Here is a 23,116-nt window from a genome sequence, read left to right as displayed (position 1 = left end):
GATGAAGATTTTAGCCGTGTTTGATAACATCAAACTTCCTGTCAAGATGGGAATAATTGCACTACTGGCAATCGCCGGGTTAGCGTTGCCCACTTATTATTACGTTCAACTTTCTGTAGACACGCAATCATCATCTGAAATTGAACTTAAGGGTATCGCGCCGGCAAGCGCAGTCGTTGGCTTGAAAAAGCTAATGGCTGAGCATCGCGGTATGTCTGCCAAACTTTTTAACGGCGATGTAAATGTAGCAAGCGCGCTAAGCAGCAAAGCATCTGAACTCGACCAGCAGTTTCGCAAGGTAAAAAATCTACTGGCGGAACGCGAAGGAACAAAAAGTCTGCAAGAAAGCGCCAACGTTTTGGAGCAGACCTGGGGAAGCGTTAAGAGTCGCGTAAACGCCCGACAATATAGCGCTTCTGAGTCTTTCACTGCCCATAGCAACATGATTGGTAATGCTGATTTACTTATTTCTGAAATATCTCAGCACTTTCTATTAAGTTACGATCCGGCCGCTGCCTCGTATCATCTCATTATTGCCAATTTACAAAACATGCCTCGTTTGGCAGATAATCTGGGCAAAATACGCGGCGCGGGTGCCGGCATCTTAACCGGTGCACAGATTTCAGAAGGACAAAAAAGCAGTATCAGCGCGTATTTAAATAACATCCAATCGCCTTTAACCGATTTCGAATACAACATGATAGCAGCCGCTCAGGCAGATGAACGCTTTGAGTCAGCTTATCAAAGCGCGGCAACGTTAAAAACACGTGTCCAAGAGCTTGAAAATCTAACAACAAGTGAAATCTTGCAAGCTGATACACCAGCCTACAGCGCATCAGAATTCTTCAATCAATATTCCAGCGTCATTAACCAGCTTTACGATATGCACAATGAGAATATCAACTCTTTAAATGAGGTCATCGAAGAGCGCGTGTCATCCATTTCGGCTGAGCGCAGTTTCACGCTAAGCGTTATTGCGAGCCTTTTGGCAATTAGCTTGCTTACAGGAGCCATTATTGTGCGTTCGCTTACGTCATCGGCAAATAAACTCATTCGAGGCTTTAAAGCTATCTCAAACGGTGACTATCAGGTTGAGTTAAACGATAAAAGAAAAGATGAGATGGGTGTGCTTGAGCGAGAGCTTATTGCTTTAGCCAAGCAATTAGAAGATGCGGCAGCCGTCTCGCTTGAAGCAAGTAAAATTAAACAAGCGCTTGATAGCAGTTCAACGGCCTTTATGATGTCGGATGCTGAGCGAACTATCCGCTATATGAATGGTGCTGCGGTTAAACTGCTTAAAGAATGCGAAAGTGAAATACGCAAAGATCTGCCTCAGTTTAACGCCGACCAACTTGTTGGCACCAGTATTGATGATTTTCATAAAAACCCGGCGCATCAGCATGCCGTGCTCGACAAGCTTACAAACGTGCACGAGGCCAAGCTGAACTTAGGCAAATACTCATTCCGATTGATGATCAATCCCATTCGTGACGAAAACGGAAAGAGCTTGGGCAACAGCGTGGAATGGCATGATATGACTGCCATTTACGAAGAAGAGCGTCGAATTACCCGTATTTTAGAATCACTGGACTGCACAAGCACTAATGTGATGATTGCCGATGCTGACAACACAATCATATATATGAACCGTTCAATAATGACTATGCTGAAGTCTGCAGAACGTGAAATACAAAAAGTCATGCCTCACTTCTCTGCAGAGGGTATTTTGGGCATGAATATGGATAGCTTTCATAAAAATCCCAGCCATCAGAAAAACATGGTCAAAGCGCTCACCGACAAACATGCCAGTGACATAAAAGTTGGAACCCAAAACTTCCGCTTAACTGCCAGTCCAATTTTGGGCAAAGATGGAACGCGCATCGGAACCGTTGTGGAATGGCTCGACCGAACTACAGAAATGCGTGCAGAAGAAGAAATCGCTGAAATTGTGGAAGCAAGTCTTCAGGGCAACTTTACCAAGCGGGTAAATGAAGAGGGCAAAGAGGGCTTTTTGCTGACTATGTCACAGGGTTTAAATCAGCTGATGAAAACCACCGAACAAGGATTAAATGAAGTTAGCAATGTTTTGCTTGCCATCTCAGAGGGAGACCTGACAAAACGCGTAGAAACGCAGTACCAGGGCACCTTTAATGACCTTAAGAACTACTGCAATACCACAAGCGAAAATCTTGCAAGCATCATTGGTCAAATTCGAAGTGCAAGTGAAACCATCAGCAGTGCATCTTCTGAAATTGCTCAAGGCAACTCCGACTTGTCAACACGTACTGAGCAACAAGCATCTAGCCTGGAAGAAACCGCTTCGAGTATGGAAGAACTCACTTCTACCGTGCGCTTAAATGCTGAAAATGCTAACCAAGCCAATGGTTTGGCGTCTCAGGCTTCTGAGGTAGCCGGAAATGGTGGTGAATTAATCCGTCAAGTCGTCACCACAATGAGTTCGATCAATGAATCCGCGCAAAAAATTGCAGATATTATTGGTGTTATAGATGGTATTGCCTTCCAAACTAACATTCTTGCGCTAAACGCCGCGGTAGAGGCAGCAAGAGCCGGTGAGCAAGGCAGAGGATTCGCAGTCGTCGCCTCTGAAGTACGCACGCTCGCACAGCGAAGCGCAAATGCTGCTAAAGACATCAAAGATTTGATCTCTGATTCTGTTGCGAAAGTTGAAAGTGGCAATGCACTGGTGAACAAGTCGGGTGACACCATGCAAGAAATTGTTGTGTCTATCCAACGCGTGAATGACATTATGTCTGAAATTGCGGCGGCATCTGCCGAGCAGGCAAGCGGCATTGATGAAGTCAGTAAAGCCGTTTCGCAGATGGATGAAATGACGCAACAAAATGCTGCCTTAGTTGAAGAGGCCGCCGCAGCTGCAGAAAGCATGCGTTCGCAAGCAAGTGAGCTAACGCAACGTGTGGGGACATTCAAATTAAGCGATACCGAGGTACGTACAAAGATCAGCAAATCAAAACCTGACTTACTATCTCAGCAATTTGAAGAACTCCCGTCTGTAGGCGCAAGCTCAAGGTCTTCAAAATCAGTAAAAGCGATCCCTGCGATGTCGGAAGAAGACGAATGGGAAAGCTTTTAAATGACGTACTTAAATGATGCGGTTCTAGTTGATGTACTTTTGAGTGACTTTATTTAAATGACATTAGAAACGCGAGAAAAGGCAGAGTTTGGCTATGAGCGTGCAGATTTTGAAGTGGTGCGCGCCAAGCTTAAAACGCTAACCGGTATTAATCTTGCCGATAGCAAAGACTCCATGGTCTATAGCCGACTCTCGCGTCGCATTCGCGCCTTGCATCTTAAGGATTTCAGTGGTTATTTAAGTTATTTAGATAACCACCTCGAAGAGCAAGAAAATTTTATTAATGCACTGACAACCAACTTAACATCGTTCTTTCGAGAGCATCATCACTTTGAGCAATTAAAAGGCTATATACAAAGCAACAGGCGCCCACTTAAAATTTGGTGCGCCGCAGCGTCAACCGGAGAAGAGCCGTATTCACTGGCTATGACAGCCGTAGAGGCGTATGGCCGCTTTAATATTCCCGTAGAGATTATTGCGTCGGATATCGACAGCAAAGTACTGGAGACGGCAAGTAGGGGCATTTACAAAATTGAGCAAGTCAGTGATATGACAGCCGATTTTAAAAAGCGCTATTTTCATCGAGGAAAGGGCATTAATGCCGGATTAGTAAAAATTGTGCCTGAACTTAAAAAGCTCCTCACGTTTAAAAAACTGAATTTAATGGATGCAAAGTACGCCTTGCCTGAAGACTTTGACATTGTATTTTGTCGCAATGTGATGATTTACTTTGATAAGCAAACGCAACTGGCGATCCTTGAAAAAATCATCTCCCACATGAAGCCCAATGGGCTTTACTTTGCCGGGCATTCGGAGAATTTTTCTCATGTTAGTAAATTGCTCACGCCGCTTGGCAAAACGGTTTATAAACCTAAGGGGATGACCCAGTGAGCGCTTATTTTACCGAACATTTAGCGCCAAATCGTTATTTTGATAAACACTTCAATTGTGACGCAGTCAAAATATTACCCGGCGAATACTTTGCCACAAAAGAAAATACCATGATTGTTACGGTATTAGGTTCATGTGTATCGGTTTGTCTTCGCGATCCTATTACTCGTGTGGCTGGCATGAATCACTTTTTACTGCCAGCAAACAAAGACACGGTGAATTTCAACTCAGATTCCGCTCGGTATGGCGTTTACGCAATGGAGGTTTTGATTAACCACTTGATTAAACTTGGTGCGTCAAAAGCTCGCTTAGAGGCAAAAGTTTTTGGTGGCGGGAATGTACTCAAACAGCTACGCATTAATAGTGTTGGTGAGCAAAACGCAGCTTTCGTAGAAGAATATTTGTCGACGGAGAATATTCGAGTCTCAGCGAAAGATTTACTGGGAGAGTTCCCTCGTAAAATATATTTCTTTCCGCTAACAGGTGAAGTCAAAGTCCGCAAACTGAAATCCTTGCACAACAGCACTATCCTCGATCGTGAAAGCGAATACCGGGTTAAGGTCAGTCAAACGCCAGCTTCAGGCGATATCGACTTCTTTTGATTATTTTTCGGAGCGCTTAATTGAGCATACGTGTTTTAGTTGTAGATGATTCAGCCTTGATTCGCTCCGTACTTAGCGAAATTATTCGTCAAGCCCCTGAACTGGAGCTCGTTGGCGCAGCTCCTGACGCCTTTGTTGCCAAAGAAATGGTGATATCGCTCAAACCCGATGTGATTACCCTTGATATTGAAATGCCAAAGGTGGATGGTCTGACCTTTCTTGACAGGTTAATGAAAGCGCGACCAACGCCGGTACTGATGATTTCAACCCTGACAGAGCAAGGCGCCGATGCTACCATTCGCTCTCTGGAGCTTGGTGCGATTGATTTTATCGCCAAACCTAAATTAAATGTCGCAAAAGGTATATCTGATTATCAGCAAGAAATTGTCCAGAAAATCAAAATTGCAGCCGCTTCACGTCCTCGAGCCAGAACGGCGACTTCTGCCACAACAAAAGCGATCCCTATTTCATATAAAGGCACTGAGATCATTGTGGGCATTGGTGCATCAACGGGAGGAACAGAGGCAATTCGACAAGTATTAGAATCGCTTTCTCCCGCTTTTCCAGCTACTGTAATTACTCAGCACATGCCCCCTTCATTCACCCGCTCTTTTGCCCAGCGATTAAATAGCTTGTGTAAAATGAATGTACATGAAGCAAGAGACGGCGAGCGACTCCTGCCGGGCAACGCCTACATCGCACCTGGTGACAAGCATTTAAAAGTTGTTAAAAGTGGTGCTGACTATCGCATAAAACTGGACGATGGCGCGCTGGTAAGTGGTCATAAGCCAGCTGTTGATGTGATGTTTGAGTCTCTGGCGCAAACAGTCGGCACAAATGTGGTAGCCACTGTATTAACCGGCATGGGCAAAGATGGCGCAAAAGGTTTGTTGGCGCTTAAAGAAGCAGGTGCAATAACGATGGCGCAAGACGAAGCTAGCTGCGTCGTTTACGGTATGCCAAAAGCCGCAGTGGATATTGGAGCAACTGAACATGTCATTCCACTGCAAAAAATCAGTATGGCTTTGACCAAAGCCGTTGAGAAAAAAGGCAGCGGGACTCGCCTGTAGAATAAATTTGGCCCTTATTTATCTAAGGGGCTTTTAATTTGATTTCGCCCATTTTCTTTCGCGTTATATAAGAAACGATCGGCTTCATTAATTGCTGTAGGTAGCGCTTCAAAGTTTTGCAATGATACTAATCCAGCGCTGAAGCTGATACTGACTTCGGGTTTCGACGCAATAAATTGCATGTTCTGACACTGCTTGCGGATGCTGTCCAGCTTCTTAAAGGCTTCCTCAAGTTCGCAGTTCACAAACACCAGGACAAACTCCTCTCCACCATAGCGCCCGACGTAGTCTGTTTCACGCATGCATGATTTTAACAGTTGACCAAGGCCGTTTAAGACCGTGTCTCCAGCAGCGTGACCGTGCGTGTCGTTTACATTTTTAAAATGGTCTACATCCACGATGGCAAGCACACTATCACTTTTTTCGCGCTTATCGAGGCGCATTTGATGATTCGCCGCCTCAACTATTTGCCCATGATTGAGCACTCCGGTGAGAGGGTCAGTTGAAACAAAAGACTTTATAAAAGCGGCCCGTTCAAGTCTCGCCAGAACCTGCTCGAGCACCATGGGTGCTGGCGTTGATTTCGCAATCAAGTCGTCTGCACCGTGGGCTAATACATTGAGTTTTGTGTCTATTTGCTCATTTGCAGTGAGAAACACGATTGGCGAGAAATCAAACTTCGCTTCCTGCCTAATCATGGCTGCGACTTCAAGCCCATTGACGCTGGGCATTACTCTATCAAGCAAAAATAAATCAGGCTGGAGATGATCCAATGCAGCAATAAGTTTTTCCGCTGATGTGAAATAGTGAAAGTCCACTGAGACCTGCGAAAATACAGCTTCGTAAAATTGGCCCATGGAATCTTGGTCGTCAAGCATTACGATCTGATGCTTGGTAATGACATTTCGATTTAATGCGCGTGAAATTTTTTCAACCAGCAAATAAGGGTTAATTGGTTTTACTACATAGTCACTGACTCCCGCTCTTACAGCGTGTAAGCGAGTTTCAAAACTAAATAATCCGCTACAGGCAATGACCTTTATATCTCGTTTTACTAATTGATTAGCAAACTGAAACACCTCTGGTGTGCTCACTTTTGGCATAATGATATCGAGCAGCACTAAGTCAGGGGTATCATGTTCCAGACTCTGCTCAAAGGATGTTATTGAAGGGTAATAGCAAACATCCAGCGAAAACTGTTTTAAAATTGCAGTTAGCGCCTTACCCACTGAACGCTCATCATCAATAAGCGCTATTTTTGAAGTTCTGTGAACGTTAAAGCGGCTGTTTGCCTGCTTTAATTTAGGCAAAAAGTTTTCTAATGAATCAGACTCACATAAAAATGGATCGGGCTCCAGTTTACTTGAGCGAATTAACTGATTCATTAACCAGTCGATGTCGCTGATTGTTTTCTCAATTGATTGCTTTTCTAATACACCTTTTTTGCAGCTTGCCTGCATGGTTTGAAACATTTGATGCAACGAGTACAGAGCAAAGGCAGTGTATTGCTGCGATGTATTATTTAACTGCTTGTCAAAACTGGCAAGCGCTTTACTTTGCCTGGCCTTTCGCACCTGCGCCCATGCTTTAACCAGACTTCTTAAATCAGCCTGATATTGAGATTGAATAGAAATTGGTAGATTGATGGCTCTGTCCTCGACAGTCGACGCAAATTGTCGCGAAGTGTTTAGCATTTATCGGCAGAAATTTTTATTTGCTGACTTTTTTCTACTAAACTTAAGAAAAAGGTATTTCAGCCGTTAAATTGAAAGCGCCAGTTAATTGGAGCAAATAGTGCGAACCGATAAGATGTTGCAACTACGCCTTATCAATTTAGTGTAAAACGAATCCTCTTCCCCATGGATATTAGATAAACATGTCGGACGACAGCCTAGAACAGAAAGTCAAGCAGTTAGAAAAACAACTGCTGCGCGAACGAATGGCGCGCAAAAAGGCCGAAGACATACTGCGGCAAAAAACACTTGAGCTTTTTGATGCCAATGAGCGCATTAGCACTGCAACAAAAAGACTACAGTCTGCCCTGTGGGCCAGCGGCGAGTCGGTTTGGGAGTGGTTTGCAGAAGACGACATATACCGTCTCTACACCTCGGTTACCGAAAAAGAAGTCGTGGTTCAACGGCGCGGCAAGTTGAATGAACTGATAGCCAGCCTCTCAGAAAACTCCAGCAAAATATTTAAAGAAAAATGGCAGGCGCACTTGGCAGGCAAAACGGATTCAGTGGATGTGGTGATCCATCGCAAGTCCCACTCAAAAGGAATTTGGCGCTGGCTAAGAATATGCGGCCGCATTGTGAGCCGAAACGCCGATAACAGTGCCAAACAATTTATAGGCATATTTAAAGATATCACCGCCCAATACGAGCAAGACCAAACCTTTCGCATTATCAAAGACACGTATATTCGAACCGAACAACCTGGCTTTATCATTAAAATAGACAGTCAACGTATTGAGGGTATCATTAAAATAGACAGTCAACGTATTGAGGGAACAGACTCGATGTTTAAACTGCTCGGCGGTGCTCGAGCCGATTTCTCTCAGCAAGACATTCGTCAATTACTTCCCGTAAGTGAAATACTTGAGCATCAAAAAAATAGACAACGCTTTTTTGAGCATACGGTCAATACGCGTGACGGTCGTTCAATAAACTGCGAGTTTATTTTACCTAAAATGCTAGAAGATGAAGGCGAGAATGGCGGATATTCCTATGCCGTTGGGTTTTTCCGACCTAAAAATCATAATTAATTTCTTTTATATACAAAATATTGCTCGCATCTTCGCTGATTAGACCAGTAATTTGCTGAAAACATGCAACAAAGTATGTTATTTTCCAGTCCAAGACCTAAACTCGTTGGTAGCGCTCAAATTTTAATCCGTATTTGAGCAAAATATACATCAAGTCTTATTTTCTTGGAAAATAACGGCAAATTTGAGGATGTTCACGCGTAACTCATGAATTTACTTTTAATTAACGGTCCAAATCTTAATCTTCTTGGAACAAGAGAACCTGATGTTTATGGCAGTACCACATTAAGCATTCTGGAAAGCGATTTAACAGAGTATGCACAGTCTAAAAACATGCAATTAGATTGCTTTCAATCGAATGCTGAACACCAGATCATCGAAACCATCCATGCTTATGCAAAGAAAGTGGATGGCGTAATTATCAATCCGGGAGCGTTTACTCACACTAGCATCGCCATTCGCGACGCGTTTTTAGGCACGCAACTCCCCTTCATCGAAGTGCATATCTCAAATGTGTATCAGCGCGAAAGTTTCAGACATAAGTCCTACCTTTCAGATATTGCAAAGGGCTGCATTATTGGCTTGGGTGTTAAGGGCTATTATCTTGCTTTAGATGCATTTTCCTAGTTTTATAAATGGACAGTCAAAAAGTTCAACGAACACTAAAAACACAACACATAACAAATAATCGATAAAAGGCGACATCATGGACATTAGAAAAATTAAGAAGCTTATTGAGCTGGTAGAAGAATCCGGCATTGCAGAGCTTGAAATCACAGAAGGCGAGGAATCCGTTCGCATCCATCGCGGCTCCTCGCAAGCCCAGTCAGTGCAATATTTACCGCAAGCGCCGGCACAAGCTGCACCGGCTCCTGCCGCGCCAGCTCCGTCTGCCGCTGCGGTTGAGCCTCCAGCAATGTCAGGGCACGTGGTAAAGTCGCCAATGGTTGGCACGTTCTACCGCTCATCTTCGCCTGAAGCCAAACCTTTTGTTGAAGTTGGACAGTCTGTGAAAAAAGGGGATACACTTTGTATCGTCGAAGCCATGAAGATGATGAATCAAATAGAAGCGGATGTTGAGGGCGTAGTAAAAGAGATATTGGTGAGTAATCAAGAGCCTGTTGAATTCGACCAACCACTATTTATCATCGAATAAAAGGGCTTTTTTATGTTAGATAAAGTGCTAATTGCCAACCGTGGCGAGATTGCCCTTAGAATAATGCGGGCATGTAAAGAGCTTGGCATTAAAACTGTTGCCGCGCACTCTACTGCCGATCGAAATCTAAAGCATGTGTTGCTGGCGGACGAGTCGATTTGTATCGGAAATGCACCCGCATCAGAAAGCTACTTGAACATTCCACGGATCATTGCAGCGGCTGAGGTCACCAATGCAATTGCTATTCATCCTGGCTACGGATTTTTATCAGAAAACGCTGATTTTGCCGAAGCGGTTGAAAAAAGTGGCTTCATTTTCATAGGGCCTAAACCTGAAACCATTAATTTAATGGGTGATAAAGTGTCTGCCATTGCTGCAATGAGAAAAGCGGGTGTTCCTTGTGTTCCTGGGTCTGACGGCCCTCTTGGCGATGACATGGAAAAAAACCGTGCTATTGCCAAACGAATTGGCTACCCGATGATTGTTAAAGCAGCTGGTGGCGGTGGTGGCAGAGGCATGCGAGTTGTGCGCAGTGAATCTGAACTGGAAAGCGCCATTCGTATGACAAAACAGGAAGCGGGCGCTGCTTTTAATAACGACATTGTATACATGGAAAAGTATCTGGAAAATCCGCGTCACGTTGAGATACAGGTTTTAGCGGATGGTCAAGGGAATGCGATACATTTAGGTGAACGAGATTGCTCCATGCAGCGTCGACACCAAAAAGTGGTTGAAGAAGCCCCAGCTCCAGGTATTTCGCAGCAAATGCGCGATAAAATTGGAGAGCGCTGCCGCCGCGCATGTATTGAGATTAATTATCGCGGCGCGGGCACTTTTGAGTTTCTTTATGAAAACGGCGAATTTTATTTCATCGAAATGAATACGCGAATTCAGGTTGAACATCCGGTGACTGAAATGGTGACGGGTGTGGACTTAATCAAAGAACAATTGCGAATTGCCGGCGGCCAGCCTTTGTCAATCGATCAGGAGCAAGTCCGCATGCGTGGTCATGCCATTGAATGTCGTATTAATGCAGAAGACCCGCAAACCTTCATTCCTAGTCCTGGCAAAATTAACATGTTTCATTCACCAGGCGGTTTAGGCGTGCGCTGGGAATCCCATGTTTATTCAGGCTATACCGTTCCGCCCTATTACGACTCCATGATTGGCAAACTGATCACTTACGGCGAAAGCCGTGACGAAGCCATTGCCAGAATGCGCCATGCGCTGAATGAGTTAGTAATTGATGGTATAAAAACGAATATACCGCTACAGCAACGCATTCTTGCAGACGAAAACTTTTTCAATGGTGGCACAAACATTCACTACCTAGAGAAAAAGCTCGAAAACGAAAAGTAGTCCTTTTCTCATTATAAACTCGCCAGCGCTTGCGCTGGCTTTTTTATTTGAGGACAGTCTTCTTGCTCGGGGACAGTCTCCTCAGCCGAGGACAGTCTACTCACTCGGGGACAGTCTTTACGTTATTTAAATGATGAAGTTTGGTTTGTCAGATGTAAATCCTGATTTGCGCATCTATTTAATAGCAGCAAAGCTTCTAAAACATAATGACGTAAATTTGCGTAAGATTATTCAATGATGCGGGAGAGAAGGTATGTTAGTTGATCAATTAGATATAAAGTCTCTTTTTATTTTTCGTTATTTGCTAGACAGAGCAGACGATATAGTCGACCTAAAAAAGGACATCCACGATTTACGGCATTTTCCTGAGCGGCTTGAAACGAGTTACAAACATGAATGGCGAACTTACGTTAAAAAAGAATTGCACTTGCTTGAAGAAAGTGATTACGGGCAACGTCTAGAAATTGAACAACATTTTCATCATATAGTGAATTCTCCTGAACATCCTTTCGATGAGATGCTTACAATTGTTGAATTCGCGCAGAAGGTGAACAATTCGGATACGGTTACAGTAATGACTACTCCGCTTAAACGTTATGTTCATGAATTATTAAGGCTTTAGGAGTCATTATGTTTGGTTTGTTTAAATCTAATCCTAGCAAAAAGTTGCGTAAAACGTATGATATGAAATTAGAACAAGCCATGCTTGCTCAGCGCAAAGGGGATATAAAAACGTATTCCATGTTGACGGCAGAGGCAGAGAGTATTTGGGCTGAAATACAGGCTATAGAGAATAAAAACAAAGAGTAAAGCAACCATGTCTATTCATCGCGATAACACCTATTTTCACACACTAAATAAAGGTCGAAGTATTATATTTCTGTTTTGCTTGGCTATGTGTAATGTGAGCTTTGCTCAAGAAGCAAACGCAAATAAGGAAAATACGATAGTTGCGCCGCAAAGTAGCACCACTGAGCACAGCGGAAGATTTAACGATCAAAAAATTGATTACAAGGTTATTGCCGGTGATACGCACCTGTTAGATGATGAAGGGAAGCCTAAAGCATCCATTTTTAGCACCGCCTACTTTAGAACAGACCTTAAAGATGCGTCTCAACGCCCGCTTATATTTGTGTTTAACGGAGGGCCTGGTTCATCAAGTGTTTGGCTGCATCTTGGTGTATTTGGACCTAAAATCGTGCAAATTCCAAGTGATGCTGAGCCTGTCCCATCTGCTCCCTATACCATTAAAGACAACGAGCATAGTTTACTGGATATTGCTGACATGGTTTTTATCGATCCGGTTGGCACCGGATATTCAAAAGCACTCGGCGAATATACAGGCAAGGATTTTTGGGGCGTTAAGGAAGACGCAGACATTCTAGCCCAATTCGTCCGCGTATTTATTACTAAGCATCAAAGATGGAATTCTCCAAAGTATTTAGCTGGTGAAAGCTATGGCACGACCCGGGCTGCAGTTATGACCAGAGCCTTGCAGGAAGGCTGGGGAAGTATCGACTTAAGTGGTGTTTTTTTAATCTCAAGTATTGTTGACTTTCAAACAGGGGATTTTGCCCCCGGAAATGACCTTCCTTTCGTTACTTTTTTGCCTACCTATGCTGCCACAGCTTGGTATCACGATGCGCTGCCTGATAAATCCGAATGGGACTCGTTAGAAAGTTTCTTAAACGAAGTCCGCGATTTTGCGCTTAAGGACTATGCCTCGACGCTAATATTAGGAGATTTGGCTACTCCCGAACAACTGAACCTTATTACTGAAAAACTGCACCAATACACTGGCTTATCTAAAAACTATATTCAGTCAAGTAACTACAGAATTGACGAGATGCTTTTCATGAAAGAGCTACTTCGCGATAGGGGCTTGAGTGTAGGTCGATTGGACAGCCGATATTTAGGCGAAGATGCAAGCAACGTTGAAGCACGCTTTGAAACCGACCCATCTGGCTATGCTATTGACGGCGCCTACACGGCCGCTATTCATAGCTATCTGGCCAGTGATTTAGGTGTGCTTAGAGAAACGCCATATCATATCCTGTCAGGAGAAGTATTTGGTAACTGGAACTGGCTGTATGAAAGCTCTCCTCGCTCACAAGGTTTTTTAAATACTTCCCAACATTTAGCGCGTGCTCAGCGACAAAATCCCGCTTTTCGTATCTTTGTCGCAAATGGCTATTACGATTTAGCAACGCCTTTTTTCGCAACCGAATATTCAATGAATCATGCCGGTATCGATAAAAACCGGTTGACGATGCAATACTATCCAGCCGGGCACATGATGTATATTCATCACCCGTCTCTTAAAGCTCTGGCAAATGACATGAGGAGCTTTTTAAATGAGGCGAGACAGTGAAATTTGTATTACAACGCAACGCTAACATATTCGCGAGGAAAGGATGCCCTGGCAACAATTAAAAATAAATCTTAAAGCTGATCAAGCTGAAGCCGTTGGTGATGTGTTGTCTGACGAGCTAGAAGCGCAGGCCGTCACCTTTGTCGATGCTAAAGACACGCCCATGTATGAGCCAAAACCCGGAGAGGTGCTTCTTTGGCCGGACACTCAGGTAATTGCTTTGTTTGATGCACAGACAGACATTCAGCCGAAAATCGACTATTTACGCACGCTACCTTTTTTTCAATCAGGGTTTAACTACAGCGTAGACCAATTAGAGGACAGACAATGGGAGCGAGCCTGGATGGATGATTTTCATCCCATGCAGTTTGGCAAACGTCTTTGGATATGTCCTTCGTGGACACCGGCACCTGAGCCGGATGCAGTTAACATTAAACTTGATCCTGGTTTAGCGTTTGGAACAGGAACGCATCCCACTACATCGCTTTGCTTAAAGTGGCTCGATGCACAGGATCTACAATCGAGGACAGTCATTGATTTTGGATGTGGAAGTGGGATTTTAGCGGTAGCAGCCCTCAAACTCGGCGCAGCCAGAGCGACCGGTATTGATATAGATCCACAAGCGCTAATCGCCAGTAAGCAGAATGCACTTAACAACGAAGTTGAGGACAGACTCGACTTGTATCTTCCAGAACATCAACCCGCCATCAAAGCCGATATTGTTATTGCAAACATATTGGCTGCACCTTTAAAAGAGCTACATGCTGAGATTACTGACTTGGTAAAACCGGGCGGAATGTTAATTATGTCTGGTATTTTGCTTACACAAGTCAATGAAGTGTTAGCAAAATATGAACATAGTTTTGTGTTTGAACCGGTTACTTGCGAGGGCGAATGGATTAGAGCAGCAGGCAAGCGGAAAACACCGTAGTCAAGCCTTTTTTATGACTTTTGTCTAAAAATTAGCCTTTTCAAACGCTTTAAAAAAACGTAGTATACGCCGCCCTGAGAATAGGGCGAACAAAGTAAGCGTATGAAGCGTCAATTGCAGATAGGTCCATATCGATTATCAAACAATCTGATACTTGCGCCAATGGCGGGCATTACCGACCGCCCTTTCAGGGAACTTTGTCGTCAAATGGGTGCGGGATTAGCCGTTTCTGAAATGTTGTCTAGCAACCCTAGGGTATGGCAAACCGAAAAGTCCATGAGTCGGATGAACCATGACGGAGAGTCAGGTATTCGTTCGGTACAGATAGCTGGGAGCGAACCTGAACTGATGGCGCAGGCGGCCCAAATGAATGTTGATAACGGTGCACAAATCGTTGACATCAATATGGGTTGTCCGGCGAAGAAGGTAAATAAAAAGTTGGCTGGCTCGGCGCTTTTGCAAGATCCAGGGCTCGTTCAGCGTATTTTGAATGCAGTTGTCAATGCTGTCGAGGTTCCGGTTACCTTAAAGATCCGCACTGGTTGGGACCTTCAGCACAAAAATGCTGAAAGGATAGCCAAAATAGCACAGGATGCGGGTGTTCAGGCTTTAACAATACACGGCAGAACGCGCAAGTGCGCCTTTAATGGTTTTGCAGAATACACAACTATAAAAAAGATTAAACAGTCGATCACAATTCCAGTGATTGCCAATGGCGATATTAGAAACGAACACGACGCCAGCCGGGTTTTGGCATTTACTGAAGCCGATGGCGTGATGATAGGCAGGGCAGCGCAAGGAAATCCTTGGATATTCAGACAAATCGAATATTTTTTGGAAACAGGAAAGCGGCTTGCCAAGCCCGATTTAAATGAACAAGCTAGAGTCTTAGTTGCGCATTTAAAGGGGCTATATGCACTATATGGAGAGTTTACTGGCGTTAGGATCGCACGCAAGCATGTGGGTTGGTATCTTACCGCCCATGACGAAAACAGGGGATTTCGTCGCTCATTTAATGCATTAGAAAGTGCAGAAGCACAACTTAATGCCTTAAATGAATATTTTTCAGCGCTACAAAATCAGTCTACATTGATGAATTTCGTAGCTTAGTATTATAAGTATTAATAAGAGAGCAGTTGATTATTATGTTTGATCAGAATCTTACATCACCTTTTACGACAACCGTTACAACACCTACCCAAGCTCAAGCGCAAAAACCGCTTCGTTCTTCGGTAAAACAAGCCGTCAACAAGTACTTAAAAGAACTCAACAATCAGGATATCGACAACCTGTATGAGTTGGTTCTGGCCGAAATTGAAGCGCCTTTGTTAGAAGAAGTGATGACCTATACTCGTGGCAACCAAACTCGTGCTGCGAATCTTATGGGTATAAACCGCGGAACATTACGCAAAAAACTTAAACAGTATGGTTTAGGTTAAAAAAACACCCTGTTGAGTAAAAAAGAGCGCCTTTCAGCGCTCTTTTTTGTTATTATCCCTGCCCAAATTTGGACAGTCTTCTTTTTCACATTTTGTTTGAGGCTAGCACCCAGTTGTTTATTTCTTTATAAACAAAAAGCAGAATTGAATTCGAGGACAGTCATCTTTTCGGCTGAACACAATAGAGATATTCATGCAATCACACACTTCAATTAAGCGTGCGCTATTAAGCGTTTCTGATAAAACCGGCATTGTTGAATTTGCCAAGGCGCTTGCTGAGCAGGGCGTAGAACTGTTATCCACTGGCGGGACCGCAAGCCTCCTTAGGCAAAACGACATCCAGGTTAAAGACGTGAGTGAACATACAGGACATCCAGAAATCATGGACGGACGAGTGAAAACGCTTCATCCTAAAATCCATGGGGGTATCCTCGGTAGGCGTGATGTCGATACAAGAGTCATGGAGAAACATGAGATTGCGCCAATCGATTTGGTCGTAGTTAATCTTTATCCGTTTGCCAAAACCGTAGCCAGCGAAGACTGCACTTTGGAAGATGCGATCGAGAATATTGATATCGGCGGACCCACGATGGTTCGGGCAGCCGCAAAGAATCACAAAGATGTTTTGATTGTTGTAGACCCAACAGACTACAGTAAAATTTTAAAAGAACTTGCAAATGAATCGCAGGGAGTAAGTTTTAAAACGCGCTTTGACTTGGCTGTTAAGGCATTTGAGCATACTGCTCAGTATGACGGAATGATTGCCAATTATCTTGGTCTTCAACTAGAAAATAGTTCGCATGAATGCAATGACGACTGCAACGAACAACACACCGGTTTTGCTCGCACTATTAATATGCAGTTTAAGAAAAAACAAGATTTACGCTATGGTGAGAACAGCCACCAAAATGCTGCATTTTATGTTGAAGAGGACATACAAGAAGCGTCTGTTTCAAGTGCCAAACAGCTTCAAGGAAAAGCGCTATCGTTCAACAATATTGCAGACACAGATGCCGCTTTAGAATGCGTTAAAGAGTTTGAACAGCCAGCCTGCGTTATTGTAAAACACGCTAACCCTTGCGGTGTCGCGGTATCTGACAGCATTGGCAATGCCTATGATCTTGCTTATCAAACTGACCCAACCTCAGCCTTTGGCGGGATAATCGCTTTTAATCAAACGCTCGATGCAAAAACTGCAGAAATGATTATTTCACGGCAATTCGTCGAGGTTATTATTGCTCCACGTGTGAGTGCTGATGCCATAGACGTACTTGCCGTTAAGCAAAATGTAAGAGTGCTTGAGTGCGGTAACTGGCGAGGACAGTTAACGGAAGGATTAGATATGAAACGCGTAAATGGCGGGCTCTTAGTTCAGGAGCGCGATTTCGGAATGGTTGATACAAGTGACCTTACAGTGGTCACTAAGAAAAAACCAAGCGAGGAGCAACTTTCAGATCTTCTATTTACATGGAAGGTAGCTAAGTATGTGAAATCGAATGCGATCGTTTACGCTAAAAATGGACAGACAATTGGCGTAGGTGCGGGACAAATGAGCCGCGTCTACTCTGCAAAAATTGCAGGTATCAAAGCAGCCGATGAAAATCTTGAAGTAAAAGGTTGTGTTATGGCTTCAGACGCTTTTTTTCCGTTTAGAGACGGCATAGATGCAGCCGCTGAAGCAGGAATTGTAGCGGTAATTCAGCCTGGCGGCTCAATGCGAGATGAAGAAGTCATTGCAGCTGCTGATGAGCATGGCATTGCGATGGTATTTACCGGAATGCGTCATTTCAAACACTAAAAGTCGAGGACAGTCATCAATGCAAGTCTTAATCATCGGTAACGGCGGACGTGAGCACGCATTAGCTTATAAAGCTTCTCAATCACCACTGGTTACGCAAGTATTTGTAGCACCAGGCAATGCGGGTACAGAGCTCGAACCCTCACTTGAAAATGTTGATATCAGCAGCGACAACAGTCAAGCGCTTTTGGATTTTGCATTAAAGCATCATATTGACCTAACTATAGTGGGCCCTGAGGCGCCTTTAGTTGCTGGTCTGGTCGATCTGTTTGAGGCAAATGGTTTAATGGTGTTCGGACCATCGCAGGCAGCAGCTCAATTAGAGGGTTCCAAGGCGTTTACTAAGCAATTTTTGGAAAAACATAATATACCAACCGCTGACTACGCTACTTTTGAGGACAGTCTTCAAGCAACAAATTACATAAAAGACAAAGGAGCTCCTATTGTAGTGAAGGCAGATGGTCTCGCAGCCGGTAAAGGAGTGATTGTAGCTATGGATGAGGACACTGCTATCGAAGCAGTGGAAGACATGCTCTCTGGCAATAAATTCGGAAACGCAGGCAGTCGAGTGGTAATTGAAGAATTTCTTACCGGTGAGGAGGCAAGTTTTATCGTTATGGTGGACGGCGAGAATATTCTGCCTTTTGCCACAAGCCAAGACCATAAACGCGCATATGATAACGATGAAGGCCCCAACACAGGAGGAATGGGCGCATATTCTCCTGCACCTGTCGTTACTAAAGATATTCATAATCGAATTATGAACGAAGTGATTATACCCACTGTGCAAGGTATGAAACATGACGGTATGCCCTATAAGGGATTTCTTTATGCAGGTCTTATGATTGATAGTACAGGGAATCCAAAGGTCATCGAATATAACTGTCGCTTTGGCGATCCTGAAACGCAGCCTATTATGATGCGATTGAAGTCTGATTTAGTTGAATTGTGTGTCCTCGCATGCAAAGGAAAATTAGATAACGCTCAAATAGCCTTTGATGATAGACCCGCTGTGGGTGTCGTTATGGCCGCTGGTGGATATCCAAACTCCTATCAAAAAGGACACACAATAAATGGCTTGGAAGAAATGGACGTTTCGTTAGGTAAAGTCTTTCACGCCGGCACAGTAATAGATGGAAATGACATAAAAACGGCAGGTGGGCGCGTATTTTGCGCGACTGCATTAGGTGAGTCCATTGAAGAGGCGCAACAAAAAGCCTATAAGCTTGTGAAGCAGATATCTTGGGATGGAATGTTTTACAGAAATGACATTGCTCATCGAGCAATTGGGCGCGATTAGTTTTTTAACCGAAATGACTGCTTAAACTTTCTAAATAGCGTTTCCTAACCGAATGGCGAAACGCTTTAACCCTCGGCTTATCCCCAACCACGTAAGTTAACGATCTGATGCTATTTTCTCTTTCAAAAATATCCTGTTTGTTCTGACCACGGTGACTTACTTTGGGATCTCCAAATAGTATCCGCTTTTCAAGGCCTGAAAGATAATCCTTTAATAAAATCGAATCTAAAAATGAATTTTTCTCTCGTCTAGAGTTAAAGGGCTTCATATATTTAATTTTCGTGTTACGCATCCGATTGCAGAGGCTTGTATAAAATGAACTGTTTAGGCAGGTGCTTACGCCAGCTCTTACGGGATTTAAATCAACATAGGCCATGCATGCCAGGACAGCCTTTTCGCCAATGAGCGCTTGAGATTTGAATCTTCCCTCCCAGAAGTGTCCAGTGCAGTTGTCTTCCTTGTTCGCTCTTTTCGCGATGTATTGATTTAAGATGCGCATAAACCAACTAATGCTTGCAAGTCGTTCTCGATATAAATCTGAATAATACTGAATGCAGGATGGAACTTGCTTCGGTAAATGTTCTTGATTGAGTGATTTGAGGTAGGTTTTCACACTCTCGGGCAGACTGGCAATGCTGCCCCAACGCTTCAGAACTTCTTCATTTGAGAGACTCTTGGCCTCAGCAGAATTGATTCTAAGTACCAAATGAGTATGGTTGTGCATGACAGCGTACGCATAAACATCGACACAAAAATGTTTAGATAACAACAGTATTCTTTGTTCGACCCATTTTCTTCTGTGTTCATAACTTTGCCCTGTACGCGCGTCAAAACCGCACAAAAAAGCTCGCCGAACGCATCTAGAGATGCAGTGGTAAAATGGCGTTACCTTCGAATCAACTATTAATTTACGTGGATATGTCATAACCATAAGATAAACACTCCGCGATTCTATTTTAACTGCACAAAAGATGGTTTTTTTATGATTTCTGTTTAGACATTCTATCAACGAATAAAAGAGGCGCTCGAAAGACTGTCCTTTTTAGAACTTTTTAGAAAAATACTTTCAATAAAACCTGTTGCAGAAAATGTGTGTCCTCGAAGATTCTTGGAAATTTGTGTTTAAGGATTTAGCGATAAAAATGTCTGTCCCCAAAGATTAGGTTTCTAAGACCTTTCAAGAAAAGCCTTGATTAACGCAAAGCTCTTGCTTATAAAAGAGCTATTCCCACTTAATGTGAACCTTATGTCTGTCAAACATCCAATAATCGCCATTACAGGTAGTTCCGGCGCAGGAACTACTACAACAACAAATGCAATCAGGCATATCTTTAGAAACCTGGACATCAATGCTGCCTCTGTTGGAGGAGACAGCTTTCATCGTTTCACGCGACCAGAGATGGAAGTCGAGATACGAAAAGCGCAAGAGCAAGGAAAGCACATAAGCTACTTTGGTCCTAAAGCAAACGATTTTGAGCTTCTTGAGACCCTTTTTAAACAGTACAGCGAATCTGGCAGCGGTCAATTTAGACAATATCTTCATACATTCGATGACGCGGTTCCCTTTAATCAAATGCCGGGGACATTCACTCCGTGGCAGGACTTACCTGAAAATACCGATTTGTTATTTTATGAAGGACTACATGGCGGAGTGCGAACCGAGGAAATCGATGCAGCCTCCTATGTCGACTTATTGGTAGGCATGGTTCCGATCGTGAATTTGGAATGGATCCAAAAGATTGTCCGCGATACCACCGACCGAGGACATTCTCGGGATGCGGTGATGAGCAGCATTGTCAGAAGCCTTGATGATTATTTTCACTTTATCACGCCTCAATTTTCTCGCACGCATATTAACTTTCAGCGCGTCCCTACAGTCGACACATCAAACCCCTTTAGCGCTCGAGAAATTCCTTCTCAAGACGAAAGTTTTGTTGTCGTTCGTTTTAGACGGGAAATGAAAAATGTTAATTTTACCTATTTACTGCAAATGATAGACGGAGCATTCATGTCCCGGGTTAACACGATTGTTGTGCCTGGCGGGAAAATGGGACTGGCAATGGAACTTATTCTCACACCATTAATAGAAGAATTAATGGATAAAAAACGCCGGGCAGGCTATCAAATGGATTGGGTGGCAGATAGTTAATTTACAACTTGTAACACTCTGTCACACCTAGCGTGTAGGAATATTTAAACGGCCTGAGTTATACTCTAAACTCTAGCTTTGGATGGGTGCCATGAGACAAGAAACAACAAAAATACTCGTTGTAGATGATGATATGCGTTTGCGCTCGTTACTCGAACGCTATCTGGTCGAGCAAAGCTTTCAAGTAAGAAGTGCCGCTAACGCAGAGCAAATGGACAGACTACTTGAACGTGAGAATTTTCATCTGATTGTTTTAGATCTTATGCTCCCTGATGAGGATGGCCTCTCTATTTGCCGTAGACTCAGGCAACAAAAAAATGAAATTCCAATTATCATGCTGACTGCGAAAGGAGATGAGGTAGACCGCATCATCGGACTTGAGATGGGAGCAGATGACTATCTTCCTAAGCCCTTCAATCCCAGAGAATTACTTGCGCGAGCTAAAGCTGTACTTAGACGTAAAACAAATGAGGCCCCCGGTGCGCCGTCGCAGGCCGAGCAACGTGTTAAATTCGGTACCTATGAGTTAAACCTGGCGACTCGTGAAATGACTGACAATGGTAAACCGTTGACGCTTACGAGCGGCGAATTTGCTGTTTTGAAATCCTTGGTCACCCACCCGCGGGAACCGCTTTCTCGCGATAAGCTGATGAACCTGGCGAGAGGAAGAGACTATAGTGCGCTTGAAAGAAGCATTGATGTGCAAGTATCAAGACTAAGACGAATGTTAGAAGAAGACCCAACAAATCCTCGATACATTCAAACTGTATGGGGCTTAGGCTATGTCTTTGTGCCAGATGGAACGCCTGCGTAAATGCAAATAACGTGACTCGAACCATCTGATGCGTTTTATTCCACAATCAACCTTTTCGCAGACGGTTGTACTCATAGGACTATTGCTACTTGCCAACCAGATAGTCTCATACTTTTCAATTACTCACTATTTCATCACACCCAGTTATAATCAGATCAACACACTCGTGGCTAATCAGGTTGCCACGCTTTTAATCACAGATGTGGACAGTCTTTCTGAAAAAGATAAAGACGAGCTATTCCAGAAAACAGGAATTCGCTTCCACACAGAGACAACTGCCATGCATGCCGGTTTAAGTAGTGCAACATTTTATGGGTTTATGGCAAACAGCGTGTCAGAGCAACTAGAAGATGAAATTGAAATTCGCATAAAGACCGGTAAACAGTACATTATTTGGATCAAACCTTTTAAAGATAAAAACACTTGGATATCTATACCACTAGTGGGCATTGGCGAAGAAGAATTGTCTCCACTCACTATGTATTTTATCGTAATCGGAGGCTTGAGCGTGCTTGGAGGATGGTTGTTTGTCAGACGCCTTAATCGTCCTTTGCAAGCTTTACAAGGCGCGGCTAGAAAAGTTGGTCGCGGCCAGTTTCCAGAGCCCTTGGCACTTGAAGGCAGTACTGAAATAGTTGCTGTTACTAAAGCATTTAATAGTATGTCACAAAACATAAAACAGCTGGAAAGTGATAGAATTTTGATGACGGCTGGCATATCTCACGACCTTCGAACTCCTTTAACGAGAATAAGGCTTGCCAGTGAAATGCTGCCGGATGAGCAAGCTTGGGTGAAAGATGGAATTGAGCACGACATTGATGATATGAATGCGATTATTGATCAATTCATCGACTATGCTCGGCAAGATCAACAGGAAAATCTCGAAACCAGAAATCTGAACGATTTGATCAAAGACCTGGTGGACGCCCATGCTATTGAGGACAGTCACAAAATTAATTTACAACTTAGCGAAATCCCCTTCCTAAAATTAAGAACAGTCGGTATCAAGCGAGTGCTTGAAAACTTAATAGAAAATGCTTTTAAATATGGAAGCCAAAATATAGAAATTATTACCAAATATCTGGAAAAAGAAGGCAAAGTGTTTTGTGCGATAAGGGATTTCGGCCAAGGTATAGAGGACAGTCAGATTGAAATGCTCTTCAACCCCTTTGCGCAAGGAGATCGAGCGCGAGGAACTAGTGGCTCTGGATTAGGCTTGGCAATTACAAAACGAATAATCGAAAGCCATGATGGACAAATGACTTTCTATAATCACAAGGATGGAGGGTTGGTAGCTGGATTTAAGCTGCAGGTGCATTATAAGCCTATCCAGCGGAAATCGAAGTCTATTTAAAAGACT

General features: G+C 43.5%; 21 protein-coding genes and 1 pseudogene. 20 read left to right on the top strand and 2 right to left on the bottom strand.

Annotation, left to right across the window (positions count from 1 at the left end; translation table 11 throughout):
- Window position 1: 1 nt before the first annotated feature.
- From D6V41_RS18500 to D6V41_RS07640, 5 genes and pseudogenes are all read left to right on the top strand, one after another.
- A pseudogene (locus D6V41_RS18500) lies at window positions 2-1,159 on the top strand (nitrate- and nitrite sensing domain-containing protein); the annotation flags it as partial.
- The gene (locus D6V41_RS18265) at window positions 1,145-3,112 is read left to right on the top strand and encodes a methyl-accepting chemotaxis protein (RefSeq protein ID WP_421907773.1); all 1,968 of its coding nucleotides are present in this window, start codon (window positions 1,145-1,147) and stop codon (window positions 3,110-3,112) included. The pseudogene D6V41_RS18500 and the gene D6V41_RS18265, both read left to right, overlap by 15 nt.
- Before the next feature lie 57 nt (window positions 3,113-3,169).
- On the top strand, window positions 3,170-4,003 hold the full coding sequence (locus D6V41_RS07650) for a CheR family methyltransferase (protein WP_136250891.1): 834 nt from the start codon (window positions 3,170-3,172) through the stop codon (window positions 4,001-4,003).
- On the top strand, window positions 4,000-4,605 hold the full coding sequence (cheD, locus tag D6V41_RS07645) for a chemoreceptor glutamine deamidase CheD (protein ID WP_136250890.1): 606 nt from the start codon (window positions 4,000-4,002) through the stop codon (window positions 4,603-4,605). The genes D6V41_RS07650 and cheD overlap by 4 nt, the downstream gene beginning before the upstream one ends.
- A gap of 20 nt (window positions 4,606-4,625) precedes the next feature.
- The gene (locus D6V41_RS07640; protein ID WP_136250889.1) at window positions 4,626-5,675 is read left to right on the top strand and encodes a protein-glutamate methylesterase/protein-glutamine glutaminase; all 1,050 of its coding nucleotides are present in this window, start codon (window positions 4,626-4,628) and stop codon (window positions 5,673-5,675) included.
- A gap of 14 nt (window positions 5,676-5,689) precedes the next feature.
- On the opposite strand, the gene D6V41_RS07635 is transcribed toward D6V41_RS07640, so the two are convergent.
- Window positions 5,690-7,369: a GGDEF domain-containing response regulator gene (locus D6V41_RS07635; RefSeq protein WP_136250888.1), complete on the bottom strand. Its 1,680-nt coding sequence runs from the start codon at window positions 7,367-7,369 to the stop codon at window positions 5,690-5,692.
- A 182-nt stretch (window positions 7,370-7,551) separates the two neighbouring features.
- Here D6V41_RS07635 and D6V41_RS07630 point away from each other — a divergent pair, with 182 nt between their 5' ends.
- The 12 genes from D6V41_RS07630 to purD all read left to right on the top strand — a co-directional run bounded on the left by D6V41_RS07630 (window position 7,552) and on the right by purD (window position 18,793).
- On the top strand, window positions 7,552-8,439 hold the full coding sequence (locus D6V41_RS07630; protein ID WP_136250887.1) for a hypothetical protein: 888 nt from the start codon (window positions 7,552-7,554) through the stop codon (window positions 8,437-8,439).
- A gap of 207 nt (window positions 8,440-8,646) precedes the next feature.
- Complete coding sequence (aroQ, locus tag D6V41_RS07625) at window positions 8,647-9,066, top strand: type II 3-dehydroquinate dehydratase (protein WP_136250886.1); 420 nt, start codon at window positions 8,647-8,649, stop codon at window positions 9,064-9,066.
- 79 nt (window positions 9,067-9,145) lie between these two features.
- Window positions 9,146-9,595: an acetyl-CoA carboxylase biotin carboxyl carrier protein gene (gene accB, locus D6V41_RS07620; RefSeq protein WP_136250885.1), complete on the top strand. Its 450-nt coding sequence runs from the start codon at window positions 9,146-9,148 to the stop codon at window positions 9,593-9,595.
- 12 nt (window positions 9,596-9,607) lie between these two features.
- Window positions 9,608-10,954, top strand: coding sequence for an acetyl-CoA carboxylase biotin carboxylase subunit (gene accC, locus D6V41_RS07615; protein ID WP_136250884.1), 1,347 nt, complete (start codon window positions 9,608-9,610; stop codon window positions 10,952-10,954).
- A gap of 253 nt (window positions 10,955-11,207) precedes the next feature.
- Entirely contained in the window at window positions 11,208-11,576 is a 369-nt protein-coding gene (locus D6V41_RS07610) for a hypothetical protein (protein ID WP_136250883.1), read from the top strand.
- Window positions 11,577-11,584: 8 nt separating this feature from the next.
- Window positions 11,585-11,764: a DUF6435 family protein gene (locus tag D6V41_RS07605; RefSeq protein WP_136250882.1), complete on the top strand. Its 180-nt coding sequence runs from the start codon at window positions 11,585-11,587 to the stop codon at window positions 11,762-11,764.
- A gap of 7 nt (window positions 11,765-11,771) precedes the next feature.
- Window positions 11,772-13,325 carry a S10 family peptidase gene (locus D6V41_RS07600; protein ID WP_241664463.1) on the top strand — a complete coding sequence of 518 codons (1,554 nt, stop codon included), beginning with the start codon at window positions 11,772-11,774 and terminating at the stop codon, window positions 13,323-13,325.
- Between the two features lie 43 nt (window positions 13,326-13,368).
- The gene (gene prmA, locus D6V41_RS07595) at window positions 13,369-14,256 is read left to right on the top strand and encodes a 50S ribosomal protein L11 methyltransferase (RefSeq protein ID WP_136250881.1); all 888 of its coding nucleotides are present in this window, start codon (window positions 13,369-13,371) and stop codon (window positions 14,254-14,256) included.
- 114 nt (window positions 14,257-14,370) lie between these two features.
- Window positions 14,371-15,366 (top strand): tRNA dihydrouridine synthase DusB, encoded by a 996-nt coding sequence (dusB, locus tag D6V41_RS07590; protein ID WP_136251171.1) that lies wholly within the window; start codon window positions 14,371-14,373, stop codon window positions 15,364-15,366.
- Between the two features lie 35 nt (window positions 15,367-15,401).
- Window positions 15,402-15,695, top strand: a complete 294-nt coding sequence (fis, locus tag D6V41_RS07585) for a DNA-binding transcriptional regulator Fis (RefSeq protein WP_136250880.1) — start codon at window positions 15,402-15,404, stop codon at window positions 15,693-15,695.
- 193 nt (window positions 15,696-15,888) lie between these two features.
- On the top strand, window positions 15,889-17,493 hold the full coding sequence (gene purH / locus D6V41_RS07580; RefSeq protein ID WP_136250879.1) for a bifunctional phosphoribosylaminoimidazolecarboxamide formyltransferase/IMP cyclohydrolase: 1,605 nt from the start codon (window positions 15,889-15,891) through the stop codon (window positions 17,491-17,493).
- A 19-nt stretch (window positions 17,494-17,512) separates the two neighbouring features.
- Window positions 17,513-18,793 carry a phosphoribosylamine--glycine ligase gene (purD, locus tag D6V41_RS07575; protein WP_136250878.1) on the top strand — a complete coding sequence of 427 codons (1,281 nt, stop codon included), beginning with the start codon at window positions 17,513-17,515 and terminating at the stop codon, window positions 18,791-18,793.
- A 4-nt stretch (window positions 18,794-18,797) separates the two neighbouring features.
- Here purD and D6V41_RS07570 read toward each other — a convergent pair whose 3' ends face one another.
- Window positions 18,798-19,562 (bottom strand): hypothetical protein, encoded by a 765-nt coding sequence (locus tag D6V41_RS07570; RefSeq protein ID WP_136250877.1) that lies wholly within the window; start codon window positions 19,560-19,562, stop codon window positions 18,798-18,800.
- Window positions 19,563-20,039: 477 nt separating this feature from the next.
- Here D6V41_RS07570 and D6V41_RS07565 point away from each other — a divergent pair, with 477 nt between their 5' ends.
- The 3 genes from D6V41_RS07565 (at window position 20,040) to envZ (ending at window position 23,110) form a co-directional block, all read left to right on the top strand.
- Window positions 20,040-20,942, top strand: a complete 903-nt coding sequence (locus D6V41_RS07565; protein WP_136250876.1) for a phosphoribulokinase — start codon at window positions 20,040-20,042, stop codon at window positions 20,940-20,942.
- 91 nt (window positions 20,943-21,033) lie between these two features.
- Window positions 21,034-21,756 (top strand): osmolarity response regulator transcription factor OmpR, encoded by a 723-nt coding sequence (ompR, locus tag D6V41_RS07560; protein ID WP_136250875.1) that lies wholly within the window; start codon window positions 21,034-21,036, stop codon window positions 21,754-21,756.
- A gap of 28 nt (window positions 21,757-21,784) precedes the next feature.
- Complete coding sequence (gene envZ / locus D6V41_RS07555; protein ID WP_136250874.1) at window positions 21,785-23,110, top strand: two-component system sensor histidine kinase EnvZ; 1,326 nt, start codon at window positions 21,785-21,787, stop codon at window positions 23,108-23,110.
- Window positions 23,111-23,116 lie beyond the last annotated feature (6 nt).

Origin of the sequence: Ningiella ruwaisensis (genome assembly GCF_004798935.1) — a bacterium.
Taxonomy (GTDB): domain Bacteria; phylum Pseudomonadota; class Gammaproteobacteria; order Enterobacterales; family Alteromonadaceae; genus Glaciecola; species Glaciecola ruwaisensis.
The sequence above is the reverse complement of the archived record's forward strand: the minus strand, read 5'-3'. Positions and strand labels throughout refer to the sequence as shown.